The following is a 19,193-nucleotide window of genomic DNA, read 5'->3' on the forward strand; positions in this document are numbered from 1 at the left end:
CTGTCACGGCAGGAACCGTCTATAAATTCACTCATTGCTAAATCATTACTAAATATTCAATATGTCCTTGCTTTAATTAGGCAATCTCCTGTAGGATACCCCTGCCATTCAATTTTTAAGGAGTGACCCATGAAGCAACGAATCTTTTTACCCGGATTAGGGCTATTGTTAGCGATCGCCCCGACAATGGCCCCAATAGCAGCTCAGGGGCAACCCTTTCCTCAGATATTAGACTATCCCTCATCCTCCCCTAATCAACATCAGGAGCGATTTTTAGGATCCCACTACACCCCCTCCCGCTCCGCCTCTTTGAATTCCTCCCCATCCATTGATCAACTCACCTCCGTCAGTCAGTTATCCGATGTCCAACCCACCGACTGGGCCTATCAAGCCCTGGCCTCCCTCGTCGAGAAGTACGGTTGTATTGCTGGCTATCCCGATGGCACATTCCGGGGAAATCGGGCGGCGACTCGTTTTGAACTAGCGGCGGCCTTAAATGCCTGTTTAGATGTGATCAGCGATCGCTTTGCCACCAAGGACGAACTGGCGATCCTGCGGCAACTCATGGAAGAATTTGCAACGGAACTTGCCCTGGTACAGGGCCGGGTCAATAACCTAGATGGCCGCCTTGCCCACCTAGAAGCAAACCAGTTTGCCACCACCACCCAACTCTCAGGACAAACAATCTTTGCGGTGCAAATGGGGGATACCACCGGCACAGTCTTTGATCCGGTGACCGGCCTCACCAGTACCAGCGGTGACTTTAATCCCACGGTGATCAGTAAAGTGGTCTTAAACTTGGATACCAGCTTTACGGGCACAGATCTGTTACAAATCGCCCTAGAGGTGGGCAATAATGGATTTGATACCATTGGCGGCGCAGGTATAGGTATCGATGGCTTTATCAATGCTGGGGCTGTGGATTACATTGGTATTTCCAACCAAGTCTTTTTAGATCGTTTGATCTACACGTTCCAACTCTTAGAAACCCTCACCATTGGTGTTGGGCCCGAGTTTTATCCCAGCGATGTGGTGGACGGCAACAGTTACGCCAATGACTCCTTTAGTGATTTTAGTTCAAGTTTCTTTATTAATAATCGCCTAATTGTGGTTGCCCCCGTAGATGGCCCCGGTGGCGGTGGTGGTTTTGTCCAATGGAATCCCGGCAATGGCCCCATTACCCTACGCGGAGTTTATGTTGCCGCTGGTGCTAATGCGCCGAACGCTCTTACAGCTCCCGTAGATAACATTAATGGTGGTCTTTTTGGCGATCCCTATCAGGGCACGGTGGAATTGGAATACAGCAATAGTTTTGGTTCCCGTGATCAAAATAGCTTTGCGGTGCGGCTCCAATACACCAATTCTTCCACCTTGAATATTGCCCAAAATGCCGGGGGGATTAATACGGAGCTTTCCCTGGGTAAATTTGGCCTCTTTGGCCGCTATGGCTATTCCGGGGCAAAACTCTACGGTTCGGGGGGAACGACCCTGGGACTGGGGCCCTTTGCTGTAGCTCCCTTTCCAATGCCGGCAGACACAACCCTGAACTTTACGGCTCAAACCTGGATGGCCGGTCTGGGGTATCGGGATTTATTCGTGGATGGCTCCCTTTTGGCGGGGGCCGTAGGACAGCCCTTTATTAATAGTCTTGGCTCTGCGCCGGGCATCAATGACGCGACCCAAACGAACTATGAACTATTTTTCCGAGTCCCCTTGAGCGATCATATTACCATTACCCCGGTCGTGATGGCCATTACCAATGCTAATAACAATTCCGCCAACTCCCCTATTTTGCAGGGATTAATTCGTACTAGCTTTTCGTTTTAATCCCAGGTCGGCTTAATCATAGGGAGGAGGTTGGGGTTGATTTTGTTGCGATAAGTTTTGCTACGATAAGAAATAAAACTAATCACTATGGCCCTACCTACCTTACCTGTTGTCATCCTGCCGGGGTATCTGGCGGCGGCGAAAGAGTATGAGCAATTCCGGGATACCCTCATGGATCGAGGACTGGATGTCACCATTGTGCCGTTACGCAGTCGCAGTTGGCTTCCGACCCTGGGAGGACGGCCGGTGACGCCCATTTTGCATATCCTCGACCAGACCATTAAACAGGTGCTAGGGCGATCGCCCGCAACCCAGATCAATCTCATTGGCCATTCGGCGGGGGGCTGGATCTCCCGGATCTATTTGGGGTCTGTCAGCTATGGCGATCGCCAGTGGGCCGGCCATAAAAACGTGCGTACCCTTGTCACCCTGGGAACACCCCACACCAGTCAGGAACGCTGGACGCGCCGGAATCTAGATTTTGTCAATATCACCTATCCCGGAGCCTTCCATGACTCAGTGGATTACATTTGTATTGCCGGAAAAGCGATCTATGGTCAACCCAAGGGTTCCCTGGGGAATTGGTTTACCTATCAAAGCTATAAACTCACCTGTGGGGAAGGGGCCTGTTGGGGAGATGGCGTAACCCCCGTAGATTCGGCCCACTTGGAAGGAGCCAAAAATCTAACCCTGCCGGATGTCCTCCATTCACCGCGTAGCCGTTTACGGAATAACCTGACCGCCCCCTGGTATGGTTCCCCAGAAATTATCGATCAATGGATTACGCCGCTAATGTCTTAACGTTTGCCTTAAGGTCACTAATCTCTTCAAGTAATAAGCGGGTAACGCGATTCGAACGCGCGACATCAACCTTGGCAAGGTTGCGCTCTACCACTGAGCTATACCCGCAAACATCTACATAGCACACATATTCACAGACCTTTACTCTAAAGAATAGGGAATCAACTTGTCAAGGGTTGACCGCAACTTGCAGCAGTAAACCAGTCCTTCAGAACCGGGATAGCTTAACGATTTTTAATAAAAAAGGTTGTCAACTCAGTTTAGCCTAGGGAATGGGCCCGTAAGCGGGGCCAAATTCAGTAAGAAATGTTGCAAACCTTAACGAACGGTCAGCGATACAATGAGCAGTGATTTAGCAGCAAAATTGCGTGAAGGCACAAAAAAAGCCCACACAATGGCAGAGAATGTCGGATTTGTCCGGTGTTTCCTCAAGGGAACCGTTGAAAAAAGCTCCTATCGCAAGCTTGTTGCCAGCCTCTACCATGTCTACAGTGCCATTGAAGCAGAAATGGAGCGGCTAAAGGATCATCCCATTGTGGCTAAGATTTATTTTCCTGAACTAAATCGTAAGGCCAGCTTAGAGCGGGATTTAACCTACTATTTTGGTTCTAACTGGCGGGAACAAATTGAGCCATCCCCTGCCACCCAGACCTATGTTCAACGCATCCATGAGATTGCCAATTCCGCCCCTGAGTTACTCATCGCCCATTCCTATACCCGCTATCTCGGCGATCTGTCCGGTGGTCAAATCCTCAAGGGGATTGCCGAGCGGGCTATGAATTTGCAAGAGGGCCAGGGAACAGATTTCTATCATTTTGAGGCGATCGCCGACGAAAAGGCGTTCAAAGCCCAGTATCGTCAAACCCTGGATGAATTGCCCCTAGATGATGCCACTATTGATACCATTGTCGAGGAAGCCAATGCTGCCTTTGGCATGAACATGAAGCTATTCCAAGAACTGGAAGGAAACCTGGTTAAAGCCATTGGTCAGCTACTCTTTAATAGTCTGACTCGCCGGAAGCAACGGGGTAGCACTGAGCTAGTTACCGCTGAATAGGTTTGTCTAGAACAACAGATAGGTTGATGGGTAGGTGTCCGATTCACTTTGATATCCGATTGGTATCAGAATTGAGGAGATCTACCCATTTTTTTAATTTTCCTAAAAATTCCATAAGAAAATACCCTGCCCTTGGGAATGGCCTTAAAATAATAACGATTTTAGGCTTAGTATTAGCTTGCTAATTTTTCAGAAGGGTGATTAACCCCCTATGTCTATTCTTATTGTTGAAGATGATTTACCCACGGCCGCCGCACTGGTTTCCCTACTAACGGCAGAAAACTATCCCATTGATTTAGTCCCCCAGGGTGTCAACATTAGTGAGTATTTACAGAATAAAGCCTACAAGCTCTTAGTGGTTGATTGTCATTCTTCTGACCTAGATAGATTGCACGTTTACCAAAAGCTCAGACTGGAAGAATTTGAGGGTAAGGTGTTACTACTGATCAGTGGCGATCGCCACCCGGATGCTGCCATTGCGATCGCTGATATTGCCGATGACTATTTAATGAAACCCTTTGATCCCCAGGATTTAGTTCAACGAGTCCGCAACCTGCTGGGCCAGCCCCTCCTTGCCCCTGCTTCCCCAGACCTGCCCCTGAAAACCCCCAGCCTATCCACAGCGGATTCTCCCCATGCGGGCGATCGCTGGGTTCTCCATATTGATGACGACACTCAACTCCTCCAGGAACTAGAAGAACAATCCATTGATCTAGATCTAAGTTGGTGCTCCGCTTCCACCTGGCCGGCGGCCCTTGCGATTCTGGAGCAACGACAACCCAATGTGGTAATTTTGAATCCCAATCTAGCCCCCAGTCCCGAGGAGAGTGTTCGCCTGCTCACTGACCTGGGCCAACAATCCCCCGCCATTCCCAGTATTGTTTTTACAGAGCAAGATACCTGGCGCGATCGCCTAGCAGCCATTCGATTAGGGGGGCGGGTTTGTCTGAGTAAACCCATCCGAGCCGATCAGGTGCTCACAAGTGTTCAGCAACTTCTGCAACGCCAGGATAAAACCCAGGCCAATATCCTCACGGTGGATGATGATCCCGTCACATTGGCAGTCCTAAAACGACTATTAGAACCCTGGGGGATGCGAGTCACCGCCGTTCAGGATCCCCAACGATTTTGGGATGTCCTAGAAGAGACAAACCCTGACCTACTGGTTTTAGATGTACAAATGCCCGGAATTAATGGCATTGAACTGTGCCAAGTGGTGCGGAATGATTCCCGCTGGAGCCGTTTGCCGATTCTTTTTTTAACCGCAAGTCGCGAATCAGCCCTCGTGACCCAGCTATTTGCTGCGGGAGCCGATGATTTTGTAAATAAACCCATTGTCGGCCCCGAACTCATTACCCGAATTGTGAATCGATTGGATCGCACGCGCCTGCTCAAAAGCCTAGCGGAAATTGATCCCCTCACCGGTGTTGCCAATCGTCGCAAAGCCACCGAGGATATTGATAAATTTATTGATATTGCCCAGGAATACCAGCAATCGGTCTGTGTTGCCCTATTGGATTTAGATCATTTTAAGCAAATTAACGATCGCTACGGCCATGATGTCGGAGATGATGTTTTGGTAACAACAGCCCGAATCCTGCGTCAATCCCTTCGCAGTGAAGACGTAGTTGCCCGCTGGGGGGGAGAGGAGTTTCTCTTGGGGATGTATGGAGTACCCCTTACTGCTGCCCACAGCCGCTTGCAAAAATGCCTCGATAAGTTAAGCCAATATACCTTTAAGCCAGGGGAGCAAGCCCCATTCCAGGTTTCCTTTAGTGCGGGTATTGCCCAATTTCCCCACCATGGTCAAGATTTAACCAGTCTGTATCGAATGGCAGACACCTATCTTTATGAAGCAAAGGCCGCTGGTCGTCGCCAAATCATCAGTGCCACGATTAATCCAAATCCAACCTCAAAAGAACCCGAAACTGAGAAATAGTTCTATCATAGGATTTAGACCTATTCAATCTCAGCATCTTCCAAAGATACCCATGGGGACTAACGATTGTGACAATCATGAAGCCTGGCTAATTATCCGTTATCAATCGGAGCTGGTGGGTAAGTTTCGTTTAGCTGGACGGACAACTTGGACAATTGGGCGATCGCGGGATTGTGATATTAAAATTAATGATCCCTGTATTTCCCGACAACAAGCGACCCTGGAAGCCCGCCCTAGGCAACACCTCTTACTTTTTTGGATCGTGGATCACCATAGCCGCAATGGTACTCTTGTTAATGGTTCTCTGATCACGGAAAAACTCTTGCACGATGGCGATATTATCATGATGGGCAATACGGATTTAGCCTTTCGCTATGCTGGCGTGACTCGCACCCTTACCGATCATTACGCCCCCAACCATCTTTAAATTTTCTTACCTATTCTTAATGGTCTGATAAACCCGATAGGCAAAATCCCAAAAGGGTTTTTCAGTAGGGTAAAAATCATGGGGAATTTCAGGTCGCGCCAAGTAATTTTCCAACTGCTCAGGTGTCCATTGCATTTTTTTAAGGAAATAGTCAATATCGTTCTGTAGGCTTTGTTCATCTAGATAGGCAATACCTTTTAAACTTTCTAACGCCTCCTCTCGACTCATCTGACCAGAAATGACTAAGGTGCTTAAATGTAGTTTTCGTTTATCTACGTTAAATTTTTTGGGGAGCAAGTAGCCCTGGTAAAAGCGTGTAAAAATTGACTCATAATGTTTGTATGGATAACGTTTATAGCTAAATTCTTTCTCAAGGATGTTTAGAGCATCAAACTTATTGTAGGGAAGAAAGTCTAAAAATGATACCCATTTGATTTTCTTAAAAATTTCATAATAAATATAATCTAACGTACCCATGGCTGGAAATGTTTTCAGTTTGATATGACCAAAACGCTGACCTAGGGCTTTTATATTTCGTCTATCCCACTTAAACCAGTTCCATTTCTGAGGCATTCGCATACCTTCAGTAGCTTGATTAACACCACTCAGAATAAATTTTACTCCATGACGATCAGCTTGCTGATAATTTACGGCAAGCATAGCATTATCATAGAGGAGTTCTATGTCAATGACATCCGCATCAAAAAAAGCCTGCATAAGGGCCCGATATTCTTGCCAATCAATGACATGGGTATATAAGTCGACACCTAAACCACGCACTAAGTTAGCAATATTATTTTGGGCTAATTCAGAATTCCAACCATTATCCATATGAACGGCCAAAGGGCACAGGCCCAATTGAACAACCTGAACCAATGTCCAAGAACTGTCAACGCCGCCTGAAACTCCAACAACACAGTCATAGGGCTTATTTTTTCCAGACTGTTTTACTTGGGCAACAAAGTTTTTCAAGCGGATTTTTCTATTTTCTTCAGTTTCTTCGGTAATAGGCTTTGCCTCTTCTAAAAAATTGGTGCAGTAATTACAAATCCCATTTTCATTAAAGATAATGTCATCTACGCTAGTATCCATGACACAGCGAGTACATTGCTGAAATACCCCATTTGAATCCTTAGACAAGAAATTTAATCCTTCCTATGAATGCTCCTATCATAATAATCTAAATAATAAACATCAGAGATTTTGAAAGAGGGCTTCAAGCTCTTGATAGCGAGGATAGGTAATCAGCACAGCCCGGTGGGGGCCATGAAATACAAAAAATGAACCGGCTGCGACAGCACTTGCTCCAGCATTAACCGCCATTTTAATATCGTCAAGTTTTCCCACCCCGCCCACGGCAATCAGGGGTACCCCTAAATTTTTCGTTGCTTTTTGGATGAGTTCTATATCGGGGCCTTGTAACATTCCGTCCCGATCTACGGCATTTAATAATATTTCTCCGGCCCCCATACGAATAGCTGTCTGAAGAAATGCTTCCCATGGGGAATCTATAATTTTAGATTTCGAGGTTTGATAAAGTTGATAACGGCCGAGCCAGTCTCGCTTAATATCCAGGGAAACCACAACGGACTGGGAACCAAATTTTGAGGTAATATCTTGAACTAACTGTGGGTTGGATAGGGCAGCAGTCTGAAGACAAATTTTCTCAACTCCCAAGGAAAAAATACGGCCTGCCTGTTCAATGGTACGAATCCCACCGCCATAACAAAGGGGCATAAAACATTCACTGGCAAATTGTTTAATCCCTGAGTAGTCTGGTTCTCGTCCTTGTTTAGAAGCAATAATATCAAGAACCATTAGTTCATCAACTTCTTTTTCATTAAAAATACGGATTGCATTAATGGGATCGCCCACATATTTAGGGTTCTTAAACTGCTTGGTTTTTACTAGTCCACCATTCTGCAAAAGTAAACATGGAATAACACGATGTTCTAACATACGGAACTCAAGTAGCTTTGGAAAAACTGCATACCAAATTTATGACTTTTCTCTGGGTGAAACTGAACTCCTGTTATCATTCCATGATGAATAGCCGCCCCAAAGGGTTCACCATGGGTACACCAACCAATAATATAATGATCATTCTCAGACAAATAGTAATAGGAGTGAACGAAATAAAAACGACAGGGTGTAGTATGGAGTGCAATTAAGGGATGCTCAGTTGCCTGAAATTTAACTCTATTCCAGCCCATATGGGGAACTTTTAGAGCCGTATCCTTAAAGGCAAATCGTTTGAAATGGCCAGGAATCAATCCTAAACCAGGGGGTGATCCCTCTTCACTCCCTTCACATAATAGTTGCATCCCTAAACAAATGCCCAAGATCCGAGTGGTACCCTGATGAACAAGATCGGCCAGATAGCTAGGCCATCCATATTTCTTCAATAGGGACATGCCCGCATCATAAGCTCCGACCCCTGGAAGAATAATTAGGTTGGGAGGGTTCTCTAGGTCTGGTGTAGCGTTCAGCGATGATGGATGACCCAGTTTTTTTAGCATGTTCTGGATACTGGCAACATTACCAAGACCAACATTGATGATTTGGATATTCATAAAAAATCATCCATTAGTTGTATCGGTTATCGATGGATTAAAAATAAGTTTTATCAGTTTTTTCTGTTCTTTCTCAAAACATAGCTCCTTAGCAGCCCTGTGGCTATTTTGTTTAGCTTTATCAATTAAATCCGGATTTAAGCTGTCCAGTGCTTTTACCATTGCATGGATAGAAAAAGACTCAGCCACAACTCCACAATTATACTGCCTCACAATTGCCGCCATATCTGGTGAGGGGCCAATGGCAACTAGAAGACGCGCTTGAATAAATTCAAATAATTTATTGGGTAAACAATGGCGTAGATTAAACGTAGTTGGCTCTACATAGAAGAAACCAATATCATAATTCGTCAACATTGGAATAATTTGTTCAAACGGAACAGGTTTATTAAAGCGAATACGATCGCAGGTGTGTGCTTGTTTTTTAAGAAATTTTATATAGTTAGAATTTGAAACTAAATAAAAGTCTAATGTAAATCGTTCATCCAGTTGCTTGACAACTTCAATCATGTTTTCCAGTTGACGATTCCGATTGGCAGCACCATGATAGACCATACGAAATAAATTTTCATCTGTTTTTTGTGGTTGAATATCCTGATATACCGGAGTACTCCTAATAACATGGGGAACAACATTAAACTCTTGATAATAGGCTTGAGAAAGTCCTGGTGAAACGGTAATAACGTGATCACATTGAGGGAGATAGGTTTGACACAAGCGAATTCGTTCAGGTTTTTCAAGCCAATTAAATATTAAGCTATCTTCCTGTTGTTTTGGGTAATACTCACGAGCATCAAACATTACACGAGCATTTTTTCTTATTTGAAAAGCAAGACTTAACAAATAAATATCTTCAACTATAATAATATCATATTCATTATTTTTTAATAAATCATACAGTTCTGATATTCTATACCGTTGAGCATTAATTAAATTTTTGATTTTAGAATTAATGGGTAAAAGCCTGATTAGTAAACCCAATACGTTTCTAATGCGTTTGAAAAATCTAAAAATAACGTTTTTTTCAGCAAATTTAATTAAATAAAAAGAATTGATATCAATTGTTGTACAGATAGAGTAAGCAGTTAAATCAGTTTTTATCTTAACTTGATTAAGGCTCTCAAGTGTTCTTCGAGGCCGTGGATCAGTGGATATATCAGAAAAACACATCAATAATGCTTTTTGCATTATAAGTTATAACCTTATTTGAGAAAACGCTTAAATTGCCTAAATAAGCTTGAACAATATCTTAAAGCATTAACTCGAGAATCCCAGTTTTTATATTGAGAATAGTCTTTCTTTGGAATATATAAGAACGAATTCAGTTCGTTAATGGTAATCCCAAGTTTTTTAGCGATATAATCCTTGTCCTCCAAAAGTTCTTTTTCATCATATAGTGGCTCTGATAAAAGTTCTATAGCGTGTTGCCGAGAAATATCACCTGAAAGAATGCGTGATGATAGGTGGGGTAATCGTTTATCATATCCAAATCTTGTAGGTAGAAAATAATTTTGAAAAAACTTAGTGAAGATAGATTCCCCATGTTTTCTTGGGTACGCCCTCCAACCAATTTCCGAGAGTTTGGTTTTAGCAATTTGTACCCCATAGGGTAAATAATTTAAGGGTCTTAATTGATAAAAGCCACGTAATCTGAATAAAATATGCCAATCTAAAAAACTGATGGTTTTATAATCCTTTAATGATCCATTGCCATGGGTTCTATTAATATCTATTAAATTAATTCTATCCATGGCATCTCCATGCCAATTTTGAGGAAAAACAGATTCAGTAGCAACATTTCCACCACTGATAAAAACATTACATTTATAGGCTAAAGCTTCTGAATGTAAGACTGCAAAAAACACATGATCTTGAGGAACATCTAGGTTAGATACTCCTGATTTGAAATAGGCAAGTTGCAAATTTCTCATAGTTTCCCAGTTTACAACATAGGTATGAAGATCAAAGCCACAATATTCAATAATTGTCTGAATATTAGAAACAGCTAGTTCTGAATTCCAGCCTCCATCAACATGAACAGCTAAAGCTCTAAGGTTATATTCTTTTATAACTAATGCAACATAACTACTATCTAGACCTCCACTTAAACCAAGAATACAATCATAACGCTTATTTTTATTTTTTTCTTTTATATCTAATACTATCTTATCTAGTTTTGATTTGCCATTAGGCGTTGGATCCCATACCTGCTTAGCATGGAGATCAAAATAGTGACAATGATTACATACCCCACTATCATCAAAATAGATATCTGGATCAGTCGTATCCATGATACAGCGCGTACATTGTTGATAGTTCTTTTGCATAGTTTTAATGATTTACTAATTTGCTTGAAGTAAATTATGGGAAAAAATTTACTGAGAACTAGTTTATTTGGTACATTGAATAAATTTCTAGAGGCTTTTTTTATTCTTTTCCAATGTAGATATGATTAGCTTTTTTATATTTTTTCTTACTTATTGTTTAATCGCATTAGAATCAAGGATAACACATTCTGCAAGTCCAGCGATCGCTCATATTCAAAATACTGATTTACGTTAAGGTTGGGTTATTTGGGCATTTTCCTTCATTGGCAACTTTTGGAATATGTCCACTTTTTTTGATTAGGCTTACTTTCACCATGTTTTTCTATCAATAAGTTATTAAGCAACCACTCATAAGTTCTCTAGTAACTCAGTAAGTTTAAGACTTTCTTGCTCCCAATTTAAGACTTTAGCTGCATCATGACTTTTTTGTTTATATCTAAAAACATCATCTAACGTTAGTTGATTTAGACAGTCTGCCAAAGAGCCGGGTAAGTAATCATCTGACACAACACCACAACCATATTCTTGGACAATTTTAGACATTTCTGGGGCGGGGCCAATTGCCACCATTAATCGAGCTTGAATAAACTCAAATAACTTATTAGGGAGACAATGCCTTATATTGAAATTAGATGGTTCTGTAAAAAAATATAAACCTATATCATAAGCACTTAACATCGGAATAATATCATTAAAATCAACTGGATCACGAAAATTTATGGCTGGATTGTTTTGGGCGAGTTGCTTTAGCACATTAACATAATCTGGATTTCCAACCAAATAGAAGTCAAGGCTAAATCGTTTATCAAGATAATCAAATAGTTGAATCATAGTTTCTAGTCTTCGATTACAGTTTGCACCTCCATGATGAACCATTTGAATTTTATTTATTTCTGTTTTTTTAGGTTCGCAGTAGTACGATAATGGTGTGCTTTGAATCACTTTTGCTTGAACATTAAACTCATTAAGATAGGCATCTGCCAAGCCAGAAGATACGGTAATCACTAAATCACATTTAGACATATATTTATCACAGATATGATAACGCAAGGGTTGTTCTAAAATTCTGAAAAGAATACGATCTTCATTTTGTTTAGGATAATATTCACGCGCATCAAATATTACTTTTGCATTCTTTTTGTATTTTAATGCTAAGGGTAGAAGATATAAGTCTTCAATAATGATAATGCTATAATCATCTTTGCCAATTTTTTTAACTATATCATTTATATCAAATCTCATTGGATATAAATCGGAGTCAAGAAAAGCTTTTTTGAAGAGATCATGAGGGATATAAAATTTTACTAAAAGACGAATAAGAACGAATTTTATTTTTCTAATAAGATTTTTAAAGGAATTTTCTTTTGATTTTATTATTAACTCAAAATGGTTTTCAATTGGCAAATTAGATTCCAATAAAAAACTAATTAGATCAATTCTATAATTCATAGATTTTAGTAGCCAAATGATTCGATATGGCCTGGGATCTGAGCTAGGATCATTTAATGTGCCAAGTAAAACTTTCCGACAATTATTTAAATCGAATTTATTCATAAATAATACTCTTGATAAACTTAATAAAGTTATCCAATTCGGAATCATTGTAGTTGAGCTTATCTACATCATTTAATTTTTTCTGATGTTTTTTACTCTCAATTTTACTCATAATCCATTCTTGTATAATTAAACTATCTAATAGTAAATGAGTTGCCATCCCAATTTCTCGCTCATAACTATAGTAAGAACCGATTTCTGGGCTAAGCAAGCCAGTCTTTACGCCCATCATTGCGGCTTCAATCGTGGTACTGCTATCAAAAGTAATGTGTAAATCAGACCACTCCAAAACTATTGGCAATGGTGCATTGCTGGGCACGTCCCATTCTATTGTTCTATTCTTACCAAAGGTTTGCTCTAAGTAATTCAGAACATAGCTAATTTCATCCCCTCGTATTTGTACAGGGTGCAACCGAACTAACCAATGATACTTATCACCTTCTGCAAGAATTACATCCTCCAATGCTAAAGGCATAACAAAGTTAGGCACATACTGAGAATAATTTTCTTTCATCCCCCATTGTAATGAAACCAAGATTTTTGGTTTATCATTCTTCAAACAACGCCACTGCTTCCGTGCTTCTTGAACTAATTGATCTGCTGGATCATTTCTTAAAAAACGATTCAGCCATGGATGCCCAATACTATAGGTACTAATTACATCATGATCAATTTTTTTTCTTAGATTAGAAGCAGTTTTCTGATCCCAGCATAGAAATCCATGGGGAGAAGATTCTAGAATAGTTAAGTCTTTGTAGTTCTTATTATAATAGCCTAAGGCTTGAATAAAAATTTCATCGGGATCAATCATGCCATGTTGTAAGTCATATACTAAAATTTTTCTATCGTGACAGGCTTTACATATGTATGTAGTTGGTTGAATACCAATCACTATTTTTGCGTTGCTTTGCAATAATATATTTTTCCATGAATTTACGAGCTGTGTCTCAATCCAGTTATTTATAATTTTTCTTTTAGTGATTGGTTTATGAATAAATTTTAATAGGCGGCTTCTAAATTTTGCAGATGCATATATTTCTTCGATCCAAGGAAATTCTATCGGATTTCTGTAAGCTTTATTTCCAATTAATTTTGAATAAGGTAAACGTACAATTGACTGAACCGTAAATCCTTGTTTTTCAAGACAATCTCCAAATGAATCTAAAATCTGTGCATAGGCTTGATTTTTATAAACATAACCGCGATCGTTATCATTACACACAAGTAAAACGTCACACCTTGTTGGTTTTTGCCAGGTATCAGAAAAAATATAGGAAGATAGAGGATAGAAAATAGACTTTAGATAATTTAGAACTTTAATCATCTGTTTTAGTCTGTATAATTTACTTATTTAGAGTAAAACCAGTCTAATCTATAGGGCACCTCAAAAAATTGCTCGATCTGCTAAAAATAGAGGCTGAAACCATTGAAATCTCGTTTGCGATCTCCCCAAATTTTGAATTAATCGAGGTTCCCTATAAATTAAAGCCGCGCAGTTAATTTAATGATTACCCAATAACCTTCAAAAAAACGGCTGTACCAGGCTTTATGTCTTGATTGACGCGCTTAGCAATGAGCCAATTATAGTACATGGGCTGTAAGCCATACCTTGGACAAATCGATCGCGTATGTACTGGAGTAACTATATCACTGGCGGCCATGTTTTTCACCAAGTAGAGCGATCGCCGATTGACGATTAATTCCCTTGGCCGACCCTCCCAATCTAGGGGAGGCACTTCAGTCACACTAGGATGCTTTCAATGGCAGGGACGATCGCAAGCGAACACCGTGAAATCCTAAAAGTGAAATAATAAAGTTTCAGGAAAAAAAGCATTCACAGACTCAGGAGCATACTAGGTGATCCAACCCAAGGTAATCATTCACGGTGGCGCAGGCTATTCTCTCCAAGATAAAGGGGGCCTAGAGGCGGTGCGAGGATCCCTGCGGGGCATTGTTCAGCAGATCTACGCCCGACTCCTGCACGGGGATGGGGCCCTTTCGGCTGCGGCCTTTGGTTGTCGATTACTCGAAGATGAACCCCGGTTTAATGCTGGCACTGGCTCGGTCTTGCAGGCCGATGGCCAAATTCGCATGAGTGCATCCCTCATGGATGGTCAAAGCCAGCGGCTCAGTGGTGTGATCAATGTGTCTCGTATTAAAAATCCAGTAGATCTGGCGACGTGGCTGCAAACCTGCCCCGATCGCGTTCTCTCTGATGCGGGGGCAGCGGAATTGGCCCGAGAACTCCAACTCCCCATTCATAATCCCCTGACGGAACTACGCCTAGGAGAATGGATGGAGGAACGCAAAGGCAACTTTCAGAGGTCTATGGCGGGGGTGGTGGCCGAATCGGGACGGGGAACCATTGGTGTCGTTGTCCTGGATCAACAGGGTCATTTAGCAGCAGGAACCTCCACTGGCGGCAAGGGCTTTGAACGCATTGGGCGGGTGAGTGATTCAGCCATGCCTGCCGGGAATTATGCCAGCGAAATTGCAGCCATTAGTTGCACCGGCATTGGTGAAGATATTATTGATGAATCGTTGGCCAGCCGCATTGTTATCCGAGTAACGGATGGCTTTTCCCTTTTAGAGGCCTTTGATAAATCCTTCCAGGAAGCTGCTAAACGACAGCGGGATTTTGGGGCCATTGGTTTGGATCACCAGGGGGAGATCGCCTGGGGAAAAAACTGTGATGTGCTATTAGCGGCCTATCATGATGGCGATCGCATTGACGATACCCTGGAATTACCTACCGGTCTACAGGTAGGGGTTGCCTCCCAAGGGTAAGGTATTCGGAAAACCGTCATAAAACTTAGCTAAATCTCCGCTAGGATCAAATGGGGACTGTTTTTGAATGTTGACTGTCCCAGGCATTTTATGTTGCGATGTCAACCCCTGTCTAAAGGATGCCAAAAGAACCATCAAGGAGTTTTTTGTGTTTAACACCCTAAGGGCCGACTTCCAAATTATCTTTGAGCGTGATCCCGCTGCCCGCAATTGGTGGGAAGTGATGTTTTGTTATCCTGGTCTCCAGGCACTCCTGATGCATCGGTTGAGTCATTGGCTATGGTGTTTAGGGATTCCCTTTATCCCCCGTTTCATGTCCCACATTGGTCGCTTCTTCACGGGAATTGAGATTCACCCCGGTGCCACCATTGGCGAAGGTGTCTTTATTGACCATGGCATGGGGGTTGTGATTGGGGAAACGGCGATCATTGGCAACTACTGCCTGATCTATCAGGGCGTTACCCTGGGGGGAACCGGCAAGGAATCCGGGAAACGTCACCCCACCCTGGGCGAAAATGTCGTTGTCGGGGCAGGGGCGAAGGTTCTGGGCAACCTCAATATTGGTCAGAATGTACGGATTGGAGCTGGCTCTGTCGTATTGCGGGACGTACCCGCAGATTGCACGGTGGTTGGCATCCCTGGGCGGGTGGTTTATCGGGCAGGGGCGAAGGTGGATCCCCTAGATCATGGTCATTTACCGGACTCCGAGGCCAAGGTTATTCGCCATCTGTTGGATCGCATTGAAGCCTTAGAGGCCCAAGTTCAGAATCCCCAAATTCAGCCAGAAGGGACTATCCCCCCTGGAGACATCTATACCGATAAGGTACTGGTGGCGGCGAATGTCCCTAGCAACCGCACGGGGAATAATGCCAATCATTGTGTTCGAGATCGGGCCATAGAAGAGTTTTTGAATGGTTCAGGAATTTAGCTGACAACAAGCCTGAAACATTTCTAGGTATTTGGGCCCGAGAACCGGCCAACTGAAGCGATCGCGGATGGATTGACGACGTTGGGCCATGGTTTCTGGGCTGAGGGGCTGCCGTAATAATTCCGGCAACTGTTGGGCGATCGCCCCCGGTTGGGAAAAATCTCCATAGTAGCCCTGATCTCCTAGGACGTAGCGCATGACCGGATGATCATGGACAAAGCAGGGTAATCCCTGGCTCAAGGCCTCTAAATAGACGCGGCCAAATCCCTCCTGCAAGGAAGCGAGGGCAAAGAGATCCGCTGCTTGATAATAGTCCAGCACTTGGTCTGAGGGGACGGAGCGGGCCGTAAATCCTGTCTCTCCCAATTGCTCCTGGGCCTGCTGAATATGGATCTCACTACCAGGGGGCATATGGCCTAAAAGTACGAGAAAGGGGCGGGGTTCCGGTAACTGGGCAATTTCATTAATGAGATAATCCATCCGTTTATGACTCTGGGGATCAATGGCCCCCACACTTAACACGATTGGGCGATCGCCCGGTAAATGAAGTTTTTTGCGTCGTTCTTGACGTTGGTGCGGGTCATAGCTGGGTTCCCCTAGGGGGACATCAATGCCGTAGGGAACCATAAATTGTCGTTGCTGGGGTTCACCGGCCCCTAGGGCCAGATCCCGAAAGTAGGGAGTGACCTGATGGACAAAATCCGTCCGGGGAAAATTGGGCCCGATGGGCGCGCCATTGGAAAACAGCAGGTGATAGGGAACCCCGATCCATTTTCGCCAATAGTAGAGTTGAAACCCCAAGTTGGAATCACTATAAAAAATAACCTGGGGCCGCAACCGCCGGATCCAGGGAACTAGGGGCAAGACCGAAGACAATTGCTCTACCACATAACCATTGCGGCGGATTCCCCGGCCAATTCTCTCCGCTAGGGGACTCGTGCGCGGAATCGTCCAGAGGCAATGTTCCCGCTCGCTATCCTCTCCCGCTCCCTTAAATAAATGGAGGTCTAGGCCGTCTAAATCCTGAAGATGATCAAAGCAGTTACGGGCAAAGGTTTCCAGTCCGCGGTTCATAATGCCAACCCCGGTACAGACCAAAAAGACCCGTAGGGGGTGGGGCGATCGTGTCATGGCAAATCTTATTCACAGGGCTAGGGTGTACTCTTAACCTTCTTTTGATGATACTCCCGCATCTGCTGCACAAACTTACCAAATAGATAATCGGCATCGTGGGGCCCCGGACTGGCTTCGGGGTGATACTGCACGGAAAAGAGGGGCAAATTGGTATGCTCTAATCCGGCAATGGTTTGATCATTTAAGTTGAGGTGGGTAACGGTGACACCCGTATCACTTAGAGAGTCTGGGGAAATAGCAAACCCATGGTTTTGGCTGGTAATTTCCACTTGCCGATCCAGTCCCGCCGGCTGATTGAGCCCCCGATGGCCAAACTTGAGCTTGAAGGTATCTGCCCCCAAGGATAGCCCCAAGAGTTGGTGGCCTAAGCAAATGCCAAACATCGGTCGCCCTGCCTCTAGAAGTTCCCGGGCCGTGGTAATCCCTTCTTGGACGGCGGCGGGATCCCCTGGGCCATTGGAGAGAAAAATACCATCGGGATTGTGAGCTAGTATCTCGGCAGTTGAGGTATCTGCTGGCACAACAATGATCCGGCAACCATAGCTGGCTAAACGACGCAGAATATTGCGCTTAACTCCAAAATCGATCGCTACTACAGTTAGGGGAGACTCGGTATGTGGATTTGCCTTGGGGCTAAATTCCCAGGCAGTGGCGGTGGGTTCTGTCCATTCATAGGCCGTTGTTGTTGAAACCACCTTAGCCAGATTGAGTCCCTGCATACTGGGGGCGGTCTGTACTTTTTGGAGGAGTTCTAGGGGATCTAAAATTTCCGTGGAAATGGCCCCATTCATGGCTCCGGTGGTGCGGATCTTGCGGGTGAGGGCGCGGGTATCAATCCCATAAATTCCCGGCAGACCATGTTCTTTGAGGTAGGCCGTTAGGGACTGCTGCGATCGCCAATTACTTGGTTCCAAACAAATATTACGGGCGATCGCTCCCCGTGCTTGGGGCCGGAGGGATTCTTCATCTTCAGAATTAATGCCCGTATTTCCCAATTCCGGATAGGTAAATGTGACAATTTGGCCACAGTAGCTTGGATCCGTTAATACTTCTTGGTAGCCGGTCATGCCGGTATTAAAAACAACTTCCCCCACCGTTGTCCCGGGCGCACCAAAGGACCAGCCGGAAAAAACCGAGCCATCCGCTAAAACCAATAGAGCTGCTGGGAAATCGGGATGCGCCATAACCATTACCTGAGTTTGCAATCAAAACCTAGCATAATCCTATTCTTAAATAAATCCCTCCATCATTTCCGTAATGGGTTTTAATTTGGCAGGAGCTTGCAATAGTTCAATGTCCCGAAGCCAGATCACCCCCTGACCGGTAAATTCTATACCCACCTTGATTAGTCCAGGGGTTTCGTTTTCCGGTTTCAGATGGAAGGGAACTTCACATAAATGCCAATCTTGATTGCCCATCAGTGGGGTGGTGCGGGAAAATGTCCAACCAAAGGGTTGGGCACGGCTTAAATACATCAGGGCCCCATCCGTTAACGTTGCGGTTCGCACCAGGGCCCGGCACAGAAGTAATTGATCCCCTTTTTGGGCAGAGGGCACTTCCATCAGCAAATGGGCTTCGGGAATTTCAAAGAGGGGAATGACTTGGGGCCAATGGGCTTCAATGCGCCAGGCAGCCGCATCTAGGGTCAGACCCTTATGGCTGAGAGGGGAATCCACGCCGGGACGAAATAGACAAATCCGCTGAAAGGGGGCGGCCGGTTCGGGGACTTGCAGGAGGGGTGCTAGGGTATCGGCGATCGCCTGTAGTCCTGATTCAACGCCAGACTTGACCCCCGCTTCCACACTGGCTAAGAGTTGATCCCACCAATCAAACATTGGT

Annotated in this window: 18 protein-coding genes and 1 tRNA gene; 7 read left to right on the plus strand and 12 right to left on the minus strand. The window is 44.0% G+C overall.

Features of this window, described 5'->3' with window-relative positions:
- Positions 1–129 precede the first annotated feature (129 nt).
- Complete coding sequence (locus tag L3556_RS01285) at positions 130–1,827, plus strand: iron uptake porin (RefSeq protein WP_277865492.1); 1,698 nt, start codon at positions 130–132, stop codon at positions 1,825–1,827.
- A gap of 87 nt (positions 1,828–1,914) precedes the next feature.
- Positions 1,915–2,628, plus strand: coding sequence for an esterase/lipase family protein (locus L3556_RS01290; protein ID WP_277865493.1), 714 nt, complete (start codon positions 1,915–1,917; stop codon positions 2,626–2,628).
- 36 nt (positions 2,629–2,664) lie between these two features.
- On the opposite strand, the gene L3556_RS01295 is transcribed toward L3556_RS01290, so the two are convergent.
- A tRNA-Gly gene (locus L3556_RS01295) sits at positions 2,665–2,736 on the minus strand.
- Positions 2,737–2,968: 232 nt separating this feature from the next.
- On the opposite strand from L3556_RS01295, the gene L3556_RS01300 reads away from it, so the two are divergent.
- The 3 genes from L3556_RS01300 to L3556_RS01310 all read left to right on the plus strand — a co-directional run bounded on the left by L3556_RS01300 (position 2,969) and on the right by L3556_RS01310 (position 6,051).
- Positions 2,969–3,685: a biliverdin-producing heme oxygenase gene (locus L3556_RS01300; protein WP_277865494.1), complete on the plus strand. Its 717-nt coding sequence runs from the start codon at positions 2,969–2,971 to the stop codon at positions 3,683–3,685.
- A 211-nt stretch (positions 3,686–3,896) separates the two neighbouring features.
- Positions 3,897–5,624: a response regulator gene (locus L3556_RS01305; protein ID WP_277865495.1), complete on the plus strand. Its 1,728-nt coding sequence runs from the start codon at positions 3,897–3,899 to the stop codon at positions 5,622–5,624.
- Between the two features lie 52 nt (positions 5,625–5,676).
- Positions 5,677–6,051 (plus strand): FHA domain-containing protein, encoded by a 375-nt coding sequence (locus L3556_RS01310; RefSeq protein WP_277865496.1) that lies wholly within the window; start codon positions 5,677–5,679, stop codon positions 6,049–6,051.
- A gap of 6 nt (positions 6,052–6,057) precedes the next feature.
- On the opposite strand, the gene L3556_RS01315 is transcribed toward L3556_RS01310, so the two are convergent.
- The 8 genes from L3556_RS01315 to L3556_RS01350 all read right to left on the minus strand — a co-directional run bounded on the left by L3556_RS01315 (position 6,058) and on the right by L3556_RS01350 (position 14,250).
- Positions 6,058–7,191: an N-acetyl sugar amidotransferase gene (locus L3556_RS01315; RefSeq protein ID WP_277865497.1), complete on the minus strand. Its 1,134-nt coding sequence runs from the start codon at positions 7,189–7,191 to the stop codon at positions 6,058–6,060.
- A 54-nt stretch (positions 7,192–7,245) separates the two neighbouring features.
- Positions 7,246–8,010 (minus strand): AglZ/HisF2 family acetamidino modification protein, encoded by a 765-nt coding sequence (locus L3556_RS01320; protein WP_277865498.1) that lies wholly within the window; start codon positions 8,008–8,010, stop codon positions 7,246–7,248.
- Entirely contained in the window at positions 8,004–8,624 is a 621-nt protein-coding gene (hisH, locus tag L3556_RS01325) for an imidazole glycerol phosphate synthase subunit HisH (RefSeq protein WP_277865499.1), read from the minus strand. Before hisH ends, L3556_RS01320 begins: the two co-directional genes overlap by 7 nt.
- A gap of 6 nt (positions 8,625–8,630) precedes the next feature.
- On the minus strand, positions 8,631–9,812 hold the full coding sequence (locus L3556_RS01330) for a glycosyltransferase family protein (RefSeq protein WP_277865500.1): 1,182 nt from the start codon (positions 9,810–9,812) through the stop codon (positions 8,631–8,633).
- 14 nt (positions 9,813–9,826) lie between these two features.
- Complete coding sequence (locus L3556_RS01335) at positions 9,827–10,951, minus strand: N-acetyl sugar amidotransferase (RefSeq protein WP_277865501.1); 1,125 nt, start codon at positions 10,949–10,951, stop codon at positions 9,827–9,829.
- A gap of 348 nt (positions 10,952–11,299) precedes the next feature.
- Positions 11,300–12,505 carry a glycosyltransferase family protein gene (locus L3556_RS01340; protein ID WP_277865502.1) on the minus strand — a complete coding sequence of 402 codons (1,206 nt, stop codon included), beginning with the start codon at positions 12,503–12,505 and terminating at the stop codon, positions 11,300–11,302.
- Complete coding sequence (locus L3556_RS01345; RefSeq protein ID WP_277865503.1) at positions 12,498–13,829, minus strand: hypothetical protein; 1,332 nt, start codon at positions 13,827–13,829, stop codon at positions 12,498–12,500. Before L3556_RS01345 ends, L3556_RS01340 begins: the two co-directional genes overlap by 8 nt.
- Before the next feature lie 184 nt (positions 13,830–14,013).
- On the minus strand, positions 14,014–14,250 hold the full coding sequence (locus L3556_RS01350) for a hypothetical protein (RefSeq protein ID WP_277865504.1): 237 nt from the start codon (positions 14,248–14,250) through the stop codon (positions 14,014–14,016).
- A 112-nt stretch (positions 14,251–14,362) separates the two neighbouring features.
- Here L3556_RS01350 and L3556_RS01355 point away from each other — a divergent pair, with 112 nt between their 5' ends.
- Both L3556_RS01355 and cysE read left to right on the plus strand, forming a co-directional pair.
- Positions 14,363–15,292, plus strand: coding sequence for an isoaspartyl peptidase/L-asparaginase (locus L3556_RS01355; protein ID WP_479682434.1), 930 nt, complete (start codon positions 14,363–14,365; stop codon positions 15,290–15,292).
- Positions 15,293–15,440: 148 nt separating this feature from the next.
- The gene (cysE, locus tag L3556_RS01360) at positions 15,441–16,220 is read left to right on the plus strand and encodes a serine O-acetyltransferase (protein ID WP_277865505.1); all 780 of its coding nucleotides are present in this window, start codon (positions 15,441–15,443) and stop codon (positions 16,218–16,220) included.
- Here the strand turns inward: cysE and L3556_RS01365 are convergent.
- From L3556_RS01365 to L3556_RS01375, 3 genes are read right to left on the minus strand one after another with little or no spacing between them, the layout of a single operon-like run.
- Positions 16,209–17,351, minus strand: a complete 1,143-nt coding sequence (locus L3556_RS01365; RefSeq protein WP_277865506.1) for a glycosyltransferase family 4 protein — start codon at positions 17,349–17,351, stop codon at positions 16,209–16,211. The two genes, cysE and L3556_RS01365, sit on opposite strands and share 12 nt — an antisense overlap.
- A gap of 20 nt (positions 17,352–17,371) precedes the next feature.
- Positions 17,372–18,538 carry a glutamine-hydrolyzing carbamoyl-phosphate synthase small subunit gene (carA, locus tag L3556_RS01370; protein WP_277865507.1) on the minus strand — a complete coding sequence of 389 codons (1,167 nt, stop codon included), beginning with the start codon at positions 18,536–18,538 and terminating at the stop codon, positions 17,372–17,374.
- A gap of 45 nt (positions 18,539–18,583) precedes the next feature.
- Positions 18,584–19,189, minus strand: a complete 606-nt coding sequence (locus L3556_RS01375; protein ID WP_277865508.1) for a hypothetical protein — start codon at positions 19,187–19,189, stop codon at positions 18,584–18,586.
- Positions 19,190–19,193: the final 4 nt, after the last annotated feature.

The organism is Candidatus Synechococcus calcipolaris G9 (genome assembly GCF_029582805.1).
Lineage (GTDB): Bacteria > Cyanobacteriota > Cyanobacteriia > Thermosynechococcales > Thermosynechococcaceae > Synechococcus_F > Synechococcus_F calcipolaris.